Annotated in this window: 15 protein-coding genes; 5 read left to right on the forward strand and 10 right to left on the reverse strand. The window is 62.6% G+C overall.

From position 1 onward, the window contains the following. Window positions 1–25 precede the first annotated feature (25 nt). Genes GN300_RS12225 through rfbA form a run of 3 tightly spaced genes read right to left on the reverse strand, consistent with a single transcriptional unit; the run spans window position 26 to window position 2651 of the window. Window positions 26–1117, reverse strand: coding sequence for a S1C family serine protease (locus GN300_RS12225; protein ID WP_063315251.1), 1092 nt, complete (start codon window positions 1115–1117; stop codon window positions 26–28). A 51-nt stretch (window positions 1118–1168) separates the two neighbouring features. After that, a complete protein-coding gene (locus GN300_RS12230; RefSeq protein ID WP_042921219.1) occupies window positions 1169–1774 on the reverse strand; it encodes a dTDP-4-dehydrorhamnose 3,5-epimerase family protein in 606 nt (201 codons plus the stop codon). Window position 1775: 1 nt separating this feature from the next. Next, entirely contained in the window at window positions 1776–2651 is an 876-nt protein-coding gene (rfbA, locus tag GN300_RS12235) for a glucose-1-phosphate thymidylyltransferase RfbA (RefSeq protein WP_042447804.1), read from the reverse strand. A 96-nt stretch (window positions 2652–2747) separates the two neighbouring features. On the opposite strand from rfbA, the gene rfbB reads away from it, so the two are divergent. Further along, window positions 2748–3749: a dTDP-glucose 4,6-dehydratase gene (rfbB, locus tag GN300_RS12240; RefSeq protein ID WP_063315250.1), complete on the forward strand. Its 1002-nt coding sequence runs from the start codon at window positions 2748–2750 to the stop codon at window positions 3747–3749. Between the two features lie 7 nt (window positions 3750–3756). Here the strand turns inward: rfbB and GN300_RS12245 are convergent, their stop codons facing one another. Both GN300_RS12245 and GN300_RS12250 read right to left on the reverse strand, forming a co-directional pair. Then, window positions 3757–4776: a lysylphosphatidylglycerol synthase transmembrane domain-containing protein gene (locus GN300_RS12245; RefSeq protein ID WP_058038039.1), complete on the reverse strand. Its 1020-nt coding sequence runs from the start codon at window positions 4774–4776 to the stop codon at window positions 3757–3759. 58 nt (window positions 4777–4834) lie between these two features. Next, window positions 4835–5551 carry a DapH/DapD/GlmU-related protein gene (locus tag GN300_RS12250; protein ID WP_058038038.1) on the reverse strand — a complete coding sequence of 239 codons (717 nt, stop codon included), beginning with the start codon at window positions 5549–5551 and terminating at the stop codon, window positions 4835–4837. Window positions 5552–5661: 110 nt separating this feature from the next. On the opposite strand from GN300_RS12250, the gene GN300_RS12255 reads away from it, so the two are divergent. Both GN300_RS12255 and GN300_RS12260 read left to right on the forward strand, forming a co-directional pair. After that, window positions 5662–6762, forward strand: a complete 1101-nt coding sequence (locus GN300_RS12255) for a DegT/DnrJ/EryC1/StrS aminotransferase family protein (RefSeq protein ID WP_042950324.1) — start codon at window positions 5662–5664, stop codon at window positions 6760–6762. A gap of 3 nt (window positions 6763–6765) precedes the next feature. Beyond that, window positions 6766–7746: a Gfo/Idh/MocA family protein gene (locus GN300_RS12260; RefSeq protein WP_063315249.1), complete on the forward strand. Its 981-nt coding sequence runs from the start codon at window positions 6766–6768 to the stop codon at window positions 7744–7746. On the opposite strand, the gene GN300_RS12265 is transcribed toward GN300_RS12260, so the two are convergent. Continuing rightward, a complete protein-coding gene (locus tag GN300_RS12265) occupies window positions 7701–9911 on the reverse strand; it encodes a hypothetical protein (RefSeq protein WP_063315248.1) in 2211 nt (736 codons plus the stop codon). The two genes, GN300_RS12260 and GN300_RS12265, sit on opposite strands and share 46 nt — an antisense overlap. A 145-nt stretch (window positions 9912–10056) precedes the next feature. Between GN300_RS12265 and GN300_RS12270 the strand changes: the two genes are divergently transcribed. Then, window positions 10057–10866, forward strand: coding sequence for a glycosyltransferase (locus tag GN300_RS12270; RefSeq protein ID WP_042921213.1), 810 nt, complete (start codon window positions 10057–10059; stop codon window positions 10864–10866). A gap of 68 nt (window positions 10867–10934) precedes the next feature. Further along, entirely contained in the window at window positions 10935–12800 is a 1866-nt protein-coding gene (locus GN300_RS12275; protein WP_082845741.1) for a glycosyltransferase, read from the forward strand. A gap of 3 nt (window positions 12801–12803) precedes the next feature. On the opposite strand, the gene GN300_RS12280 is transcribed toward GN300_RS12275, so the two are convergent. The 4 genes from GN300_RS12280 to GN300_RS12295 all read right to left on the reverse strand — a co-directional run bounded on the left by GN300_RS12280 (window position 12804) and on the right by GN300_RS12295 (window position 16622). Beyond that, window positions 12804–13631: a TylF/MycF/NovP-related O-methyltransferase gene (locus GN300_RS12280; RefSeq protein ID WP_063315246.1), complete on the reverse strand. Its 828-nt coding sequence runs from the start codon at window positions 13629–13631 to the stop codon at window positions 12804–12806. Between the two features lie 46 nt (window positions 13632–13677). Further along, on the reverse strand, window positions 13678–14748 hold the full coding sequence (gene rsgA, locus GN300_RS12285; RefSeq protein WP_063315962.1) for a ribosome small subunit-dependent GTPase A: 1071 nt from the start codon (window positions 14746–14748) through the stop codon (window positions 13678–13680). Window positions 14749–14922: 174 nt separating this feature from the next. Further along, the gene (locus GN300_RS12290; RefSeq protein ID WP_054825477.1) at window positions 14923–15819 is read right to left on the reverse strand and encodes a glycosyltransferase; all 897 of its coding nucleotides are present in this window, start codon (window positions 15817–15819) and stop codon (window positions 14923–14925) included. Beyond that, window positions 15816–16622, reverse strand: coding sequence for an ABC transporter ATP-binding protein (locus GN300_RS12295; protein WP_007731776.1), 807 nt, complete (start codon window positions 16620–16622; stop codon window positions 15816–15818). Before GN300_RS12295 ends, GN300_RS12290 begins: the two co-directional genes overlap by 4 nt.

The raw sequence follows: 16622 nt of genomic DNA on the forward strand, positions 1-16622 counted from the left end.
CTTTCACGGCTGGCGCCCTGTACGACTAGCGAGGTGGCCCCTCGTCGAGGACCAGCGACCCGGTCCCGGGTTGCCCGGTTGCGTCCACCCACGTCACCGCGACGGTGTCGCCGGGGCGGCGCGAGCTCATCGCCGCGTTGAGATCAGCGGACGACGCGATCCGGCTGCCACCGAACTCGGTGATGACCGCACCTTTGGTCAGCCCCACCCGCTCGGCCGGCGAATCGAAGCTCACGGCAACAACTTCGGCGCCGGCCGGCATGTCCGCGTGATCCTTCACCGCGACACCGAGTACGGGTGTCGGTCCCACACGCACGTTCTCGGAGGAGCGGCCACCGAGTACCTGCTCGACGATCGGTAGTGCGGTGTCGATCGGTATCGCGTAGGACTGAGGCGCCGGTGAGGTTTCGGTGCGGTCGGTGACGGCGTTGCCCGCGCTGCTGACGCCGATCAGCTCGCCAATGGCGTTGACCAGGGGGCCACCGGAATCGCCAGGCCGGATGTCCGCGTCGACCTCGATGAGGCCCTTCAACTGGTTTCGCGATCCGTCGGACACGTTGCGGGTGTTGACGGTGACACCGAGGTTGGTGATGACGCCGGGAGCAGGGACGGGTACTCCGCCGCCTTCCGCATTTCCGATTGCGGTGACGGCATCCCCGCGAGCGGCTTCTGCTGATTTGCCGACCACAGCCACCGGCAGATCGTCAGCGCCCGCGAGTCGAAGGACGGCAAGGTCGCTGACGCTGTCGTACCCGAGGATCTCGGCGTCGTAGATCAGTCCGTTGGACATGCTGACGGCAGTGACGTCCGAAGCTCCGCTGATGACGTGGTGATTCGTGAGCACCACTCCGTCAGGGGAGAGCACGATCCCGGTCCCAGCAGTGGTGGTGAATCCGGCCGGCGCCGTGATGGTGACGATGGTGGGGACCACCCGGGCCGAGAGCTCCTCCGGCGTGAGTGGAACAACCGGCGCGGGTGGGGTGGTCGTGATGACGGTGACCGGTGCGGACTCGATCGTTCCCGGAGTCAGGGGCGGTGCGACCAGCGCGATACCACCGAGGCCGGCTGCGAGAACGACGGCCGTCCACAGGCCGCGTCTGCTCGCACGTTTGGTCATCCAGCCGTCCGTCCCGCCGGTGTCATGCCATCGAGTCGTGAAAGGTGAAGATTACCGATTCGGCGAATCTTCGGCCACAAAACCGGGCAACATGCCGTCCGCGCGGAGCGTTGCCAGGGACGGCGCGGCAGCGTCCTTTGCGGAGAGCTCGTAGGTCAGAGGGTTGCCCTTACGGTCTGTTCTCGGCCATTCGATCGCGAGTTCCGGATCGAAGGGATCGAGGTCGCGGTCCAGGTGGGGCGAGTATTCGATGCTGCACAGGTACATCACTGTCGATCCGTCTTCGAGTGAAAGGATCGCGTGGCCGAGGCCTTCCTCCAGGAACACCGCTCGTCGATCGACGTCGTCGATCACCACTGCATCCCACTCGCCGAAGGTCGGTGATCCGACGCGCAGGTCTACGACAACGTCGAGGAAGGCACCTTTCACGCAGGTGATGTACTTCGCCTGTCCGGGCGGATTGTCGGTGAAGTGGATCCCGCGGAGGCTACCGGCTTCGGAGACCGAGCAGTTGGCCTGCGCGAGGTCGAGAGTGCGGCCCGTCGCGGCGGTGAAGGCGGAGCTTTTGAACCATTCGAGAAAGACACCGCGGTTGTCGCCGAACTGCTTCGGTGTAATTTCCCAAGCTCCGGCGATCTTCAGTGGACGGATTTCCACGTCACCATTCCTTGCCGTGCTCGAGCAGCTCGAGTAGGTAGTTGCCGTACCCGGATTTGCCCAATGCTTCTGCCTGAGTGCGTAATTGGTTGGAGCTGATGAATCCTTGACGCCACGCAACCTCTTCAGGGGAACCGATCTTGAGGCCTTGGCGGTGTTCGATGGTCCGCACGTAGTTCGCTGCCTCGAGCAGGGAATCGGGTGTGCCGGTGTCGAGCCACGCGGTTCCGCGGGGGAGGACATCGACAGAAAGTTTGCCAGCTTCGAGATAGTGCTGATTGATGTCGCTGATTTCGTATTCGCCACGCGCAGAGGGCTTCAGAGTGCGTGCGATGTCCACGACGTCGCTGTCGTAGAAATAGAGGCCGGGGACTGCGTAATTGGATTTCGGTGACGTCGGCTTTTCCTCGATGGACACGGCGCGACCCGAGTCGTCGAATTCGACGACGCCGTAGGCGGTCGGATTCGAGACCCAGTAAGCGAATACGGCTCCGCCGTCGATGTCGGAGAAACGCCTGAGTTGGGTTCCGAGGCCGGGGCCGTAGAAGATGTTGTCGCCGAGGACGAGCGCCACGGAGTCGGATCCGATGTGCTCTGCGCCGAGGGTGAATGCCGTTGCGAGGCCGTTCGGTTCGTGTTGCACTGCATAGGTGAGGTTGACGCCGAATTGTGAGCCGTCGCCGAGAACCCGGCGGAATTGTTCGGCGTCGTGTGGGGTCGTGATGATCAAGATGTCGCGAATGTCGGCGAGCATGAGAGTGGAGAGCGGGTAGTAGATCATCGGCTTGTCGTAGACAGGCAAGAGTTGCTTGCTCACTCCGAGGGTGATCGGGTGCAACCGCGACCCGGTGCCACCGGCCAGAATGATTCCGCGCATGCGTGCAGTGTCCTGCACTCCTGCCTGCCGACGCAAACGGACATGACACGCCCGGCCGCTAAAGTGGGGTTCGTCCGATGAGCCTGAGGAGATGACGTGCGACTACTGGTCACCGGGGGTGCCGGCTTCATCGGTGCCAATTTCGTTCATCAGACGGTGGCGACGCGTCCCGACGTGGAAGTCACGGTTCTCGACGCTCTGACCTACGCCGGAAATCGCCAGTCCCTGGCGTCCGTCGAGGACCGGATCACGTTTGTCCACGGCGACGTGGCCGACGAGTCGCTGGTCGACGATCTTGTCTCGCGCTCCGACGCAGTCGTGCACTTCGCGGCCGAAAGCCACAACGACAATTCCATCGCCGACCCCGAACCGTTTTTGCGCACCAACGTCATGGGAACCTTCTCGCTCCTGCAGGCTGTGCGTTCGCACGGGGTCCGTTATCACCACATTTCGACCGACGAGGTGTACGGCGACCTCGAACTGGATGATCCGGCGAAGTTCACGGAGACGACACCGTACAACCCGTCGAGCCCGTACTCCGCGTCCAAGGCGTCGAGTGATCTGTTCGTGCGCGCCTGGGTGCGCTCGTTCGGGATCGCGGCGACCATCTCGAACTGCTCCAACAATTACGGCCCGTACCAGCATGTGGAGAAGTTCATCCCACGCCAGATCACCAATCTGCTCGACGGAGTGCGTCCACGGTTGTACGGGGAAGGCCGCAACGTCCGCGACTGGATTCACGTCGAGGACCACAACCGCGCCGTCTGGGACATTCTGGACCGCGGAAAGTCCGGCGAGACTTATCTGATCGGCGCCGACGGTGAAACCGACAACCGGAGGGTGATTGCGGCTCTGCTCGAAATTTTCGGACGCAAGCCGGACGATTTCGACTTCGTCACCGACCGCCCTGGTCACGATCTGCGGTATGCGATCGATTCGACGCGACTACAGCAGGAACTTGGGTGGAAGCCGCAGTACCGCGATTTTCGAAGCGGACTGGAAGCCACCGTCGAGTGGTATCGCGACAACGAGCAGTGGTGGCGTCCGCAGAAGGCCGGCGTCGAGACGCAGTATTCAGCGGCCGAGAAAGTGATCTGACCGAACGTCAGGCTTTGGTGGGGTCCGGCACCCGCGAGCGCTCGTGCACGAGTGCATTGCGCAGGCCTCGTGATCCCGACAGTGCAGCCACGACGCCGGCAAAGACCTCACAGAGGGTGAACAGCAGCCTCGACGCCAGTGCGAGGCCGAGCGCGACGCCGGCATCCATGAACGGTGAAAGCGCTGCGACGATGACGGCTTCGCGGACACCGATTCCGGACGGGACGACGAACACGAGGACGCCCGCGCACATACCGAGGGCGAGAGCGCCGATGCACTGGACGAGCCCACGGATTTCGAAGCCCGCCGAACTGGACGCGAGCAACCACAACTGGATGCCGTAGAGCACCCAGCTTGCTGCGCACCAGCCCAATGCGAGCGCAATCTTGTGCATCGTGAGCGGCTTGTGCAGCGGCGTGCGGCGGAGCAGTTTCAGCGCAAGGTTCACCAGGCGTGTGAGCACCGGCGGGTAGGCGCAGACCAATGCGATCGGTACGAGGATGATCACGCCGACCGCTGCCGCCGTGCTGACCTCGAACAGGGCAGGTAGACCGAAGAGGCCGACGACCAGCGCCGAAGTTGTGCTCAACCCCACCGTGACCAGCACTGCGACAAAGCCTGCGGCACGGGACACACCGGCGCGCCTCACGAGTTCCGTTTGCAGAACGAAGGCCCAGACACTGCCGGGAAGGTACTTGCCGAGTTGGCCGACCAGATAAGCGCGAGCGGCGTCGAAGGCCGGAATCGGTTGTTCGAGGGCGCCGAGTGCGTGTTGCCAGGCCCGCACTGCGGCACCCATACCGAGGAAGATGAACACCGACGAGGCGGCAAGCGTCCACCAGTTCAGCTCGGTGATCGTGTTCTTGACCTCGGACCATTGGGACTTCACCGCGAAGATGATCGCGACGACGATCGCGAGGGTGACGAGGACCTTGAATCCGTTGACGAGAAGGCCGCGTAGAGCGTTCGGCTCTGCGGCCGGTTCGACGTCTTCGACCGGTTGTTCAGATTCGGGAGAGGTACTCACGCGCCTGCATCCCGCCCGTTCGTCATTTCGCAGACGATACCAACCAGGATTTGTCTCGCTAAACCACGAGCGGTTTGTCGGCGCGTTCCCGCCACCAGGTGAAGGCCTCCGACAGCGAGTCCGGAATGGCCGGTGACGTGCCGAAGCTTCCCGCGGCGTACACGGCTTCGATCGCGGCGATGTCCTCCTCCGCGATTCCCGACCGACTCATTCCGACCCGGTTGACACCGTGCAACGACACCGGGTTGCCGAAGGCCTTGGAGAAGGGCGGGACGTCCTTGACCACGACGGTTCCCATGCCGATCATGGATCCGGAGCCGACGACGCGTCGTTGGTGCGCGACAGTGTGCATGCCCAGGTTGACGCCGTCTCCGACGCTGACGTGCCCGGCAAGCGTCGTACCGGAGGACACGACGCAGCGGTCACCGATCTGCACGTCGTGCTCGATTCCCACTCTGTTCATCACGAAGCAGTCTTCGCCGATTTCGGTGCGGCGTTCGCTTCCCTGATGGACTGTGCTCAATTCGCGAATCGTCGTTCGAGCACCGATTCGAATTCCCAGACCGGCGCTGACGGACCAGGACGTCGGATGTAACGCGCCGAGGATCTCGGGGGGAGCTCCCAAGACCGCTCCCGAGCCGATCCAGCAGTCGTCGCCGATCTCGAGTGGGCCCGTGAGTACCGCGTTCGGTCCGATCGTGACTCCCGCCCCGATCAGTACGTCGGCGCCGATCACGGCGGTCGGATGGATGTGGCAGTCGGCTCGTTCAGACATGCAGGTTCCGGAATCCTCTCGAAGTATCGAATCGTGTTTCGATACGCTTCCTGGGTTGTCGGGGTATTTCGTTCCGACGACGGTCGGATGAATCTATCGGAGGTAACTCAGTGATCGCGATATCCAGTATCTCGTTCGGGGAAGAAGTCGAGCGCGAGGTGCTGGACACTCTGCGATCGGGGATCGTCGCGCAGGGACCCAAGGTGAAGCGGCTCGAGGACGAGTTCGCGGCGCTGGTCGGAACGCGACACGCGGTGGCGGTGAACAACGGCACGACCGCATTGATCGCGGCTCTTCAGGTCCAGGATCTTCAGCCAGGTGACGAGGTTCTGACCACGCCGTTCACGTTCGTGGCCACCCTCAATGCAATTCTCGAGGCAGGCGCGACCGCGAGGTTTGCCGATATCTCCGAGTCCGATTTCAACATCGACCCGGCAGTCGCTGCCGATCGAATCGGTGACCGCACGAAGGTTCTGATGCCGGTTCATCTGTACGGACAGTCGGCGGACATGGGCGCATTGATGCCGTTGGCATCGAAAAACGGTCTGACTGTCGTCGAGGACGCCGCTCAGGCCCACGGAGCGACGTACGACGGGCGAGGCGCCGGCAGTTTCGGTGTGGGTTGCTTCTCGTTCTATGCAACGAAGAACCTCACGACCGCCGAGGGCGGAATGATCACGACCGACGACGACGCGATCGCCGATCGACTTCGGGTCCTGCGCAACCAGGGCATGCGGGCGCGCTACCAGTACGAGATGGTCGGCCAGAACTACCGGATGACTGACCTCCAGGCGAGCTTGGCTCTGCCCCAGATGGCGACGTACATGCAGCAGGTCGAGGCGCGCCGCCGGAATGCGGAGGCCTTGCGTGTCGGCCTGAAGGACGTCGAAGGACTGATCCTGCCGAGCGAACTGTCCGGTCGTGGACATGTCTGGCATCAGTTCACCTTGCTGCTGGCCGAAGACGCACCGATCACTCGCGACCAGTTGAGTGAGCGTCTGGCCGCGAAGGACATCGGTAGCGGCATCTACTACCCGAAGGCCGTCTACGACTACGAGTGCTACCGCGAACATCCGCGCGTCGTCATCGACGAGACGCCGGTGGCCACTTCGGTTGCGTCGCGGTGCCTGAGCATCCCCGTCCACGCTGCGTTGTCCGCCGGCGACGTCGATCAGATCGTTGCCGCGGTACGCGGCGCCATGGAGGCCTGAAAAATGACTGCTAGCAAGCCACGTATCGCTCTTGTCGGATCCGGTCAGATGGGCTCGCTGCATGCGCGGGTCATCGCGCAGTCGGCGCTGTGCGAGTTGGATCTGCTGATCGAGCCGCGCGAGGAGCAGGGCAAAGCTGTTGCTGCGCGGTTCGATACGCGTTGGGCCGCCGATTTCGACTCCCTCGACGAGATCGATGCTGTCGTGATCGCTGCTGCTACGCCGGCGCACTACGAGTTGGCCGGGCGGGTTCTCGATCTGGGGAAGCCCGTCCTGGTGGAGAAGCCGTTGGCAGCGACGTACGAGCAGAGCGTCGACCTGGTCGATCGTTCACGCGCGTCCGGTGTTCCCCTGATGTGTGGACTGCTCGAACGGTTCAATCCCGCTGTCCGCACCGCCCGTGAGTTCTCCGGCGATGTGTGGCAGGTGAACGGTATCCGCCACTCGCCGTTCGTTTCCCGCATTCCGACGGGTGTCGCGACGGACCTGCTGATTCACGATATCGACCTTGCCATCGGATTTGCCGGCTCGGAACCCAGTTTGGCAAAAGGGGAGTTCGGCTACTTCCACCCGACGTCCGTGCAGAACCGGTCGGAAGATTGCGCCGACGCCGTATTGCGCTTCGGATCAGGTGCTGTTGCAACGATTTCCGCGAGCCGGATCAGTCAGCGCAAGATTCGCCAGCTGTCGTTGCTCGAGGCCGATCGACTCATCGAGATCGATCTCCTGCGTCGCGACATCACGATCTACCGGCACATCGACGACAACATGCCCACCGATCGGGACGGCTACCAGCAGCAGACGGTCATCGAAATTCCGACGATCCGCTACAGCGAGGAACCGCTTGCCGCGCAGCTGACGCATTTCCTCGGATTGGTGCAGGGCACCGGTGACGCAGACGGTGAGCGAGCGTCGATTCTGCCCGCTCACCGCGCGGTTCACGAGGTGACGGAATCTGCGTTGGCTGCAGCGTTGTCGTCCTGACCGCTGCGTCGGCGTCGGAAGGCCCACGCTCCTTGAGACAGTGCCAGGAGCAATCCGACGCCGGCGACAGTCCAGCCGAAAGTGCTTCCGGGTGGACTGAATTCGATGGTGAGGGCAGATCCGGACGTGGCACTCGGCGGTAGATCGACCTGCAACAACCCGCCGGGGCTGGCCTTCGTCTCGACCGTCTGACCATCGACAGTCGCCGTCCAGCCCGGCCAGGCCAGTAGGGCGAATGTGACCGTGCCTGATCCGGTGTATTCGACGGTTTCCCTGGTGTCCGTAGCGGCGGCATCGCCACGTACGTCGAGACCAGGCGTCGCTGCGGATACGCGACCGTCGGGCCACTGATGCTCGGTGGTGCGATGGCCGACCGTGACCACCCGATCCGGCGATACGGTCCACTCGCCCTCGGGTAGGGCGTCGAGGGCGCGTTTTCCGCCGTACGGTCCGGAATTCTGAACGACGACCGTGTCGACTCGCATCGCGTCGAGCCAGGACACACCCGTTCCCGGCGATTCAGCGAGCAGTCGGTCGACGCCGTCCGGACACTGGACGCCGCCGTAGTAGTTCAAGCACAGTGCTTGAACGAAATCGTTGTAGCTGATTCCGGCGTAGCTGTTGACGGCATTGACTCCGGCAGGCTGCCAGGCGTTGCCGAACAGGAGGTCACCCCACTGCCCGGTTTCGTTGTCCGGCGGGATGTTGACGGGGTCGGCAATCGCGAAAGTGGTTCCCTGGTAACGGTCCTCGAACTTGGACTCCAGGAATGCCACCTGCCTGGGGAACTTCCACGGTGTCACGTTGTAGTTTCCGGTGAACCAGAAATTGGTCTGAGCACTGAGCACGACGACGATGCCGACAGCGAGGGCACCGGCGAGGTAGCGGGGCTTTCGGTAGGCCACGACCAACGCGAAGACGGTGAGAACCACGGTGATTATCAGTGATGCCGAGTGAATACCGATGTCTTCCGGGACATTCGACCAGGCAAGATAGAACTGAAGTGCCAACAATCCCGCGGTGATGATTGATCTTGTCCGGATTCGATCACGATGCAGTCCGGCAGAGAGGGCGACCGCCGTGACCACGATGGCGGGCAGTTGACCGTACTCGAGCAGTCGCGCTGGCCAACGGAACAGCCAGAGATTCGACGGTCCGAGAAGTAGTACGACGTAGATTCCGCCGAATACGAACAGCGAGACGCTGTGGCGGCCCAACTTCTTCAGTGACTTCCATTGAATCCACGGTGCGAGCGGTATGAGGAACCAGGCCAGGTACACCAGTGGAATCGTCATGGCAGGCGAAGCGAAAGCGGTGACGTACGGCTGGTTCGACGGGCCGGAGAGGTTGAGCAGATCACCGAGATCGGGTCGAAGCGAACCGTCGTTCGCGATTCCGGACTGAGTACGCACCGACACGCCGGTGGTGAAGAGCAATGGTAGATACACGATCAGCGACATCATGATGATCGCTGCCGCGCTGATCATCAGTGATTTGATGCTGCCTGCGCGTTTGATTGCGATGCATTCCGCTATGACAGCGAGGTAGACGACCGCGACACCGACAGCGCCGTACGGGTTTCCGGTGGTCATCGCAAGATAGCCGAAAACGATCGGTACCAGGGGGTTCACTCGGCCGAGGGCGCTGGCGCGGGTAGACCACCAGACGTGGGGGATCCAGGCGAAGGCGATCAGCCCGGACGCCCAACTGGAGGCGTCGAAATAGAGCGTGTATCCGGCGAACGGCATGGCAAATCCGGCGATGAAAGCCATCGACCGATTGGCGCCGTACTGGCGGGCCACCAGATAAACGCCTACCGCGAGAATCGCCATGAATTGCATCTTGACCAGGGTGATTCCGATTCCCAGGTTCGGAATGAGTGCAATGGCAACCGAATCCAGAAGGATCACGGGATTGTATGTCCCGTAAAGGGCTTCGGCTGTGACATTGCCGCCGGCCCACAATTCGGGGATGAGCGTCGGCCATGACCCGGACAGGATTCGCTCGCCGATCGTGTGCCAACCAGGCGTGAAAGCTGCTGCGCTGTCGTCCCAGTAGTAGAACCACCGATTGGAGATCAGTGGGATGGCGGCGACGATCGACACCAGAGCGGCGAGAAGAATTGGCGGCACCACGCGTTGTGCGAGCGGTAAGTCAGATTTCACGATGTGCTTTCGTCTTCGAGTCGATGGCTGTTGTTCGGAGCCTGGGTCGTGCTCTTTTTCTCGGAGCCTGGGCTGCGCCTTGTTTCTCGGAGCGTAGTATTCCGACGAGTTCGAACTGCAGTCGGGGAAGTAAGGAGATCGGGACGTGGCGACATCGCGAACGGAACCCGTTCGTGGGGAACCAGCTACGCCGGAACTCTCGGTGATCATCCCCGCATACAACTCAGGCGAGGTGCTGGAGTCGACGGTGCGTCAATTCGCCGAGTACTTCACCAGCCGCCCGGCCGAGAGCGCCGGTCAGGTCGAGATCATCGTCGTGGAGAACGGGTCGACGGACAACACTGCCGACGTATGTGCCGCTCTGGCGGCTTCCTGGTCGTGGCCGGGAGTGACTTTCCTTCCGATGAGCAGCGATAAAGGAATGGGTGCGGCGCTTCGCGCCGGGACACTTGCTTCTCGTGGACGGCGCGTGTTGCTCACAGCGGACGATCTTCCGTTCGGTTTCGGTGACATCGAAGGGGCCGACCGCGTGATGGCGGACCTAGGGTCCGTTCCGCCGGTGGTCATCGGTTCGAAGGCTCATTCGGAATCAGAGGTGGAACGTGGCCTGCTGCGTTCGGTGATGACCGGCGGATTCGCGACGCTGCGACGGGTCGTGCTGGGCACTCGCACGGGCGATCCTCAGGGAACTTTCATCGTCGACGGCGTTTTGCTGCGTCGAATCGCACCCTCATTGACCGAGCGTGGATTCCTCTTCACTACCGAATTGGACTACGCGCTCGAATTGGCCGGGGTGCGCCCGGTCGAGGTCCCGATCCGACTCAGTGACGATCATCTGGCACATGCAAGCCGTATCTCGCCGAAGGACGTGATCCAGATGGCAAAGGGATTGTTGTCGCTTCGTCGGCGAAAGACCGAGCTGCGCTCCGCCGCTGCAGTGAGTAATCACGGGTAGACCTGGTGTGACTCGGTGCCCGGGGCGCCGAGGTGCGGATTCGCGATACCCTGCGGGGCGTGGATACCGTGAACACGACCGATGACCAGTCCGATTCCGGAGTCGAGTTGATCGAACGCAGCGCGACGTCGGATCGACTGCTGGCGCAGCGGACGTTGTTCACCGGAACTTCGCCCGTCGCCAGTGACGAACTGTATGCGGTGACCAAGGTCGGAATGTCGACGCGATCGCGATTCGAGTTGCGGCTTCAGCCCGGGGCCGTCGCACACACCAACACCTTCTTCGGTCGTTTTCCGGCCAGCTACTGGCAGCGCTGGACCAACGTCACCGAGGTCACTGTCACCGCGCATGTCGTGGCCGATACCGCTTGCCGCATCCAGATCCAGGCCTCGGACATCGGTGGTCACCGCCGGATCGTGACGAACGTCGTCGTGACCGGCGACGAGCGAGTGTCCATGACCGCCCCGCTCGATACTTTCGTCGACGGCGGGGCACTGTGGCTGCAGTTCGAAGCGCAGGGTGGCGGCGCAGTGGTCGACGATGTGGAATGGACCGTCGTCTCGCCGGAGTCGATTCGCCCGGTAGCCGTGGCGATCTGCACGTTCAATCGTGCGGACGACTGTGCGCGCACGGTCGAGGCCCTCGCGTCCGACGAGCGTGTACTCGCGTTGCTCGACGCTCTGTACGTCGTCGATCAGGGAACGGATCCGGTAGAGAGCCGTGAGCTGTTCCAGGAAGTGTCGAAGAAGTTCGGTTCGCGGTTGCAATATCTGCGGCAGGCGAATCTGGGTGGTGCCGGCGGATTCACCCGGGGCCTGTACGAGGCTTCGGCGGCCGGGCCGCACGCCGACGTGATCTTGATGGACGACGACATTCTGTGCGAGCCCGAATCGGTTCTTCGACTGAGTGCGTTCGCGAACATGACGACGGAGCCGGCTTTGATCGGCGCCCAGATGCTCTTTCTGTTCAACCCCGACTTCCTGTTGGCTTCGGGTGAACGCGTCGATCTGGGCACCCTGCAGCGTGGTGTGCCGACCGACGAGCACGGTGTTCGCAACCGGAGTGTGCTCGAGGAGCTACCGGAACGCCGCGTGGATGCCGAATACAACGGCTGGTGGTCTTGCCTGATCCCTGCCGAAGCCATCGAGCGGATCGGGTTGCCACTGCCGGTTTTCTTCCAGTGGGACGACGTCGAGTACAGCTTGCGGGCCGGGCGGGCCGGGATTCCCACCATCACGTTGCCGTCGGCTGCTGTGTGGCATGCGGACTTCTATTGGAAGGACGTCGACGGTTTCGCGCACTACTTCAGTACGCGCAACGGTCTGATCACCGCTGCGCTGGACCCAGGGTTTGCACCCAAAACCCTCGCGAAGCAGCTCTCCCGGGATATTTCGCACTCGATCGTGGGTTTGCAGTACGGCCTTGCACATACGCAACTCCGGGCGATCGAGGGATTCCTCGAGGGGCCGGCAGGTTTGGCGGACGGTGGGCAGAAGGCGCTTGCCGCGATCAACCAGGAACGTAAGCGCTTCCCCGAGACTGTGACCCGCCCGGCGTCGGAGCTGCCGGGCAGGCTGCCGATCCGCCGCGTTGCGCCCAGCCCGAAACCCGGTTTGTGGACGGACCTCGTTCTGGCGAAACGCGCTGTGATGCAGGCTCGCAATCACCTCGAGCGAGGTCCGGTGGCGATTTCGTACGAGGACGCGCAGTGGTGGCACGTCGGACGTTTCGATCACGTCTTCGTCACCGATGCTTCGCAGGGAGGCGTGCGTGAACGCCGCTTCGACAGCGAGAAGGCCGCCGAGATGAGCGGTCGCCTCGCCGGCGTCATGAAGCGGTTCCTCGCCGAAGCGCCAAGTGTGGCTGAAGCATTCGCTCGTGAGTTCCCGCAGCTCACCAGCCGCGAGAACTGGGCCCGTCTGTACGAAAAGTGAGCCTCAACGCACTATCTTGGCGATGACCTGCTCGTTGTCGACGGTGTACCCGAGATATTCGAACGAGATGCCGGTGCGTGTGACGAACTCCGTCCACGCCCGGCACTCGTGCTGCTGCCACCCGGGATAGTTGAAGAATTCGTCGAAGACGACGATCGACCCGGGTACCAGGCGGTCGCCGAGGAGATCGAGCACCGTCTTGGTGGACGAGTAGAGATCGGCGTCGAGGTGCAGGAACGCAACGGGGCCGGGTTCGTCGTTCAGGAACGAGGGCAGGGTGTCCTCGAAGAGGCCCGGAACAAGTTGCGCTCCAGGTACTTCGGGGACTGATTCCTGAGCGAACTCACCAACCGGGAACCCGGTCCGCCAGGTTTCCGGAAGGCCGGAGAACACGTCGAAACCCGCGACGGTTCCCTCGCGTTCGGTGAATGCCTCCGCGATGATCCTGAGTGTGGTTCCGCTGGCAACGCCGAATTCGAGTGCCATGCCGGGTATTTCGATCAATCCCAGTGCATGGCGAAGCGTGTCGTGTGGGTGGCCGAACGTCTCGGCGACGCGAAGGTGTTCGAGGATGAATTCTGCGGTCGATGCCGTCGCTTGCAGGTCCACGGCGTAGGCCAGATCCCGTCGCTGACGAAATTCCAGTTCGTCGATCCTGGACCGGAGGCCCGCGATGTCACCGCGGGCCCCGGCCAGTTCGTCACGTGAGAGCGTCAGCGCATCGAGGATCTGTTGCGTGCGATCTGCGTTGCGCCGGTCGGCGGCCTCGACCACCTCGGATACCGCACGCTGAAGCTTGGTTCTGGCGCTGGAACGGAACTGCTCGAACATGGCAACCTCTCGTCGGGATCACTCCCATGCTGCCAGGCTTTGTTCGCTACCGGTCCCGACCGCGGTAGTGACTCTTGAGTTGTCGGGAGATCACCTTGATCTCCCGCGTCCTCTCTGCCTGCAGACGAGCATCGCTTCGCGCGGCGTTCCATGCATTCTCTCGCTGTAGTTTCCGGTAGCTCGCGAGCCTCCGCTCATCGATATCGCCACGCCCGAGTGCGCTCAGGACTGCGCATCCCGGCTCGGAGTTGTGTGCGCAATCGGAGAACCGGCACTCTGCAATCAGCTCCTCGATCTCGGGGAACGTCTTGTCGATCCCCTCCGCCGCGTTCCACATGCCGACCCCTCGCAGGCCGGGTGTGTCGATCAGTGTCCGGCCGCCGGAGAATGAGATCAACTCTCTGGTGACGGTGGTGTGGCGTCCCTTTCCGTCACCGGTCCGAACGCGACCGGTCTCGAGTCGATCGGCGTCTGTGGTGTCCGCGAGGAGGGCGTTCGCGAGCGTCGACTTACCGGCGCCTGATGGACCGAGTATCGCCACGGTGCCGTCCAGAACTGCATCGAGTACATCCATTCCTTCGTTGGTCTCGGCACTCACAGCAAGCACGGTTGCGCCGGGCGCGATGGCGCAGACTTGGGTGAGAGTGTCGGAGATATAGTGAGCTGCATCGGATTTGGTGAGTGCGATGACAGGTGTTGCGCCGCTCTCCCAGGTGAGTGCGAGTAGCCGCTCGATGCGCCCGAGATCGACGTCGCCGTCCGAAGCCGTGGCGATGACGACTGTGTCTACGTTCGCAGCCAGAATCTGGCCTTCCGATTTTCCGGATGCCGAGGATCGAACGATGCTGCTTGATCGAGGGAGTATCGAAGTGACCGTGTGCATCTCGGGTTCGCGTGAGTCCCGTAACTCGGCCACGGCGACCCAGTCACCCGTACAGAGTGGATCGCTGCCGCTGAGTGCGCGAACTGTGCCTTCGGCGACGGCCACGTCACACCGCCCTCGGTCGACGCGAAGAACGCGCCCGGGTGCGGAGTCCGGTGGGGCCAGGGCAGTGAATGTGTTCGAGAGTGTTGCGTTCCAACCGTATTCGGTCAGGGGCGTGCTGTTTTCCGGCATGGTGAGTGTGTCCTCGAGTACGAAGAAGTGTGAATGTTGACGGTGCTGAAACTGCGGAACACGACAGTCATCAATACTCACTCCTCGAAAATCTCAGGACGCACCATGCGTCGGATCAGAATCGTCTCAGCCGCAGACGCGACTGTGCAACTGAATTAACTCGGGGCGGCCGACTTAACTCGGACGTTCGAACTTCTCTTCCCGGCCGAGCTTGCGCAATCGCATCCACTCGCGCAGTCCGGCCGGATCGCGGCGTGTGATCAGGAAGTACCAGCCGAACCGAACCCATTCCTGCGGAAGCAGTTTCCGCATTCCCGGTTGGGAGAGGATGTATCCACGGTTGCGGTACGTGAAGTAGCGCTTCGTGTCGTTGTCGGGGTACTGCGTGTGCATGCGTCCGCCGAGGATCGGCTTGAACTCGTCCGCGCCGTTGGGGTGGACATAAGCAGTTTGCAGGCAGGTACCGAACTTCAGGCCGGAGCGCACGAGGCGACGGTGTACCTCGACCTCGTCGCCGCGGACGAACAGGCGTAGATCCGGAACTCCGACGGCATCAATCGCGTCGGCGGTGAACAGTGCGCCGTTGAAGAGGGACGCGATACCGGGCAGGAGATCCTCGTCGCCGAGTTCGGAACGCAACCGGCGCCACGACGTACCGCGGCGAAGTGGGAAGGCGAGGCGGTCGGGGTTGTCGATGTCGCAGACGACGGGGGAGACCTCGGCCAGGTCGTTCCGAATTGCACAGTCGAGCAGTGTTTCCAGGACTTCGGGGCCGTCCGGGCGGCCGTCGTCGTCGGCGAGCCAGACGCGGTCGGCGCCGAGTGAAAGCGCGTAGAGAATGCCAAGAGCAAATCCTCCGGCACCGCCGAGGTTGTGCTGAGAACCGATGTAACTGGTCGGCAGTGGAGCGTTGTCGACGAGCTCTTTCACATCGGCTTCGTCGGCATTGTCGACGACAACCAGATGATCGAGCGGACGCGACTGGGTGCTGAGAACCTTCAAGGATTCGGCCAGCAGTTCACGACGCTTGTGAGTGACGACGACCCCGATGATTTTCTCGGGTGCGCTCACGGGGTGTTCTCCCGTTCCATCTCCTTGATCACGTGGCGCACATGTTCGGCGGCGTCGTCACCTTCGTAGGCGCGCACGACGTCTTCGATGTCGCCTTGCATGCGGATCTGGCCGTGGTCGATCCACATCGCACTGTTGCACAGCTGAGCGAGGAATTCGTTGGAGTGGCTGGCGAATACCAGGATGCCGGAGCGTTCCACCAGCTTCTGCAGCCGGATGCGGGCCTTCTTCATGAATTCCGCGTCGACGGCACCGATGCCCTCGTCGAGAAGCAAGATCTCGGGATCGATACTGGTCACGACGCCCATGGCAACGCGAACGCGCATACCGGTGGAGTAGGTACGCAGTGGCATGGAGAGGTATTCACCGAGTTCGGTGAATTCGGCGATCTCGTCCATCTTCGCGAGCATCTGCTTGCGGGTCTGACCAAGGAACAGGCCGCGGATGATGATGTTCTCGTACCCGGAGATTTCCGGGTCCATGCCGACACCGAGGTCGAAGACGGGTGCGACGCGTCCGCGAATGCTGGCGGATCCCCGGGTCGGTTCGTAGATTCCGGAGAGCAGGCGCAGCAGGGTGGATTTGCCGGCGCCGTTGTGGCCGACGAGCCCGATGCGGTCGCCTTCCTTGAGCGTCATCGTGATGTCGCGGAGCGCTTCGACGACGACGACATCGGAGTCGTTGCGGCCGATGGATCCTCCGGCCTTGCCGAGGAAGGCCTTCTTGAGCGAGCGGGATTTCGCGTCGAAGATCGGGAAGTCGACGCACGCGTTCTGTGTGTGGATGCTGACTGGCTGACTCAT

The sequence above is a fragment of the Rhodococcus sp. Ni2 genome (assembly GCF_021352185.1).
GTDB classification, from domain to species: Bacteria; Actinomycetota; Actinomycetes; order Mycobacteriales; family Mycobacteriaceae; genus Rhodococcus_F; species Rhodococcus_F qingshengii.

Excerpts from the sequence above, each read along its gene's own strand:
- GN300_RS12225 (WP_063315251.1), bottom strand. The coding sequence starts at position 1,117 with ATGACCAAACGTGCGAGCAGACGCGGCCTGTGGACGGCCGTCGTTCTC.
- rfbA (WP_042447804.1), bottom strand. The coding sequence starts at position 2,651 with ATGCGCGGAATCATTCTGGCCGGTGGCACCGGGTCGCGGTTGCACCCG.
- GN300_RS12250 (WP_058038038.1), bottom strand. The coding sequence starts at position 5,551 with ATGTCTGAACGAGCCGACTGCCACATCCATCCGACCGCCGTGATCGGC.
- GN300_RS12260 (WP_063315249.1), top strand. The coding sequence starts at position 6,766 with ATGACTGCTAGCAAGCCACGTATCGCTCTTGTCGGATCCGGTCAGATG.
- GN300_RS12280 (WP_063315246.1), bottom strand. The coding sequence starts at position 13,631 with ATGTTCGAGCAGTTCCGTTCCAGCGCCAGAACCAAGCTTCAGCGTGCG.
- rsgA (WP_063315962.1), bottom strand. The coding sequence starts at position 14,748 with ATGCCGGAAAACAGCACGCCCCTGACCGAATACGGTTGGAACGCAACA.
- GN300_RS12295 (WP_007731776.1), bottom strand. The coding sequence starts at position 16,622 with ATGAGTCAGCCAGTCAGCATCCACACACAGAACGCGTGCGTCGACTTC.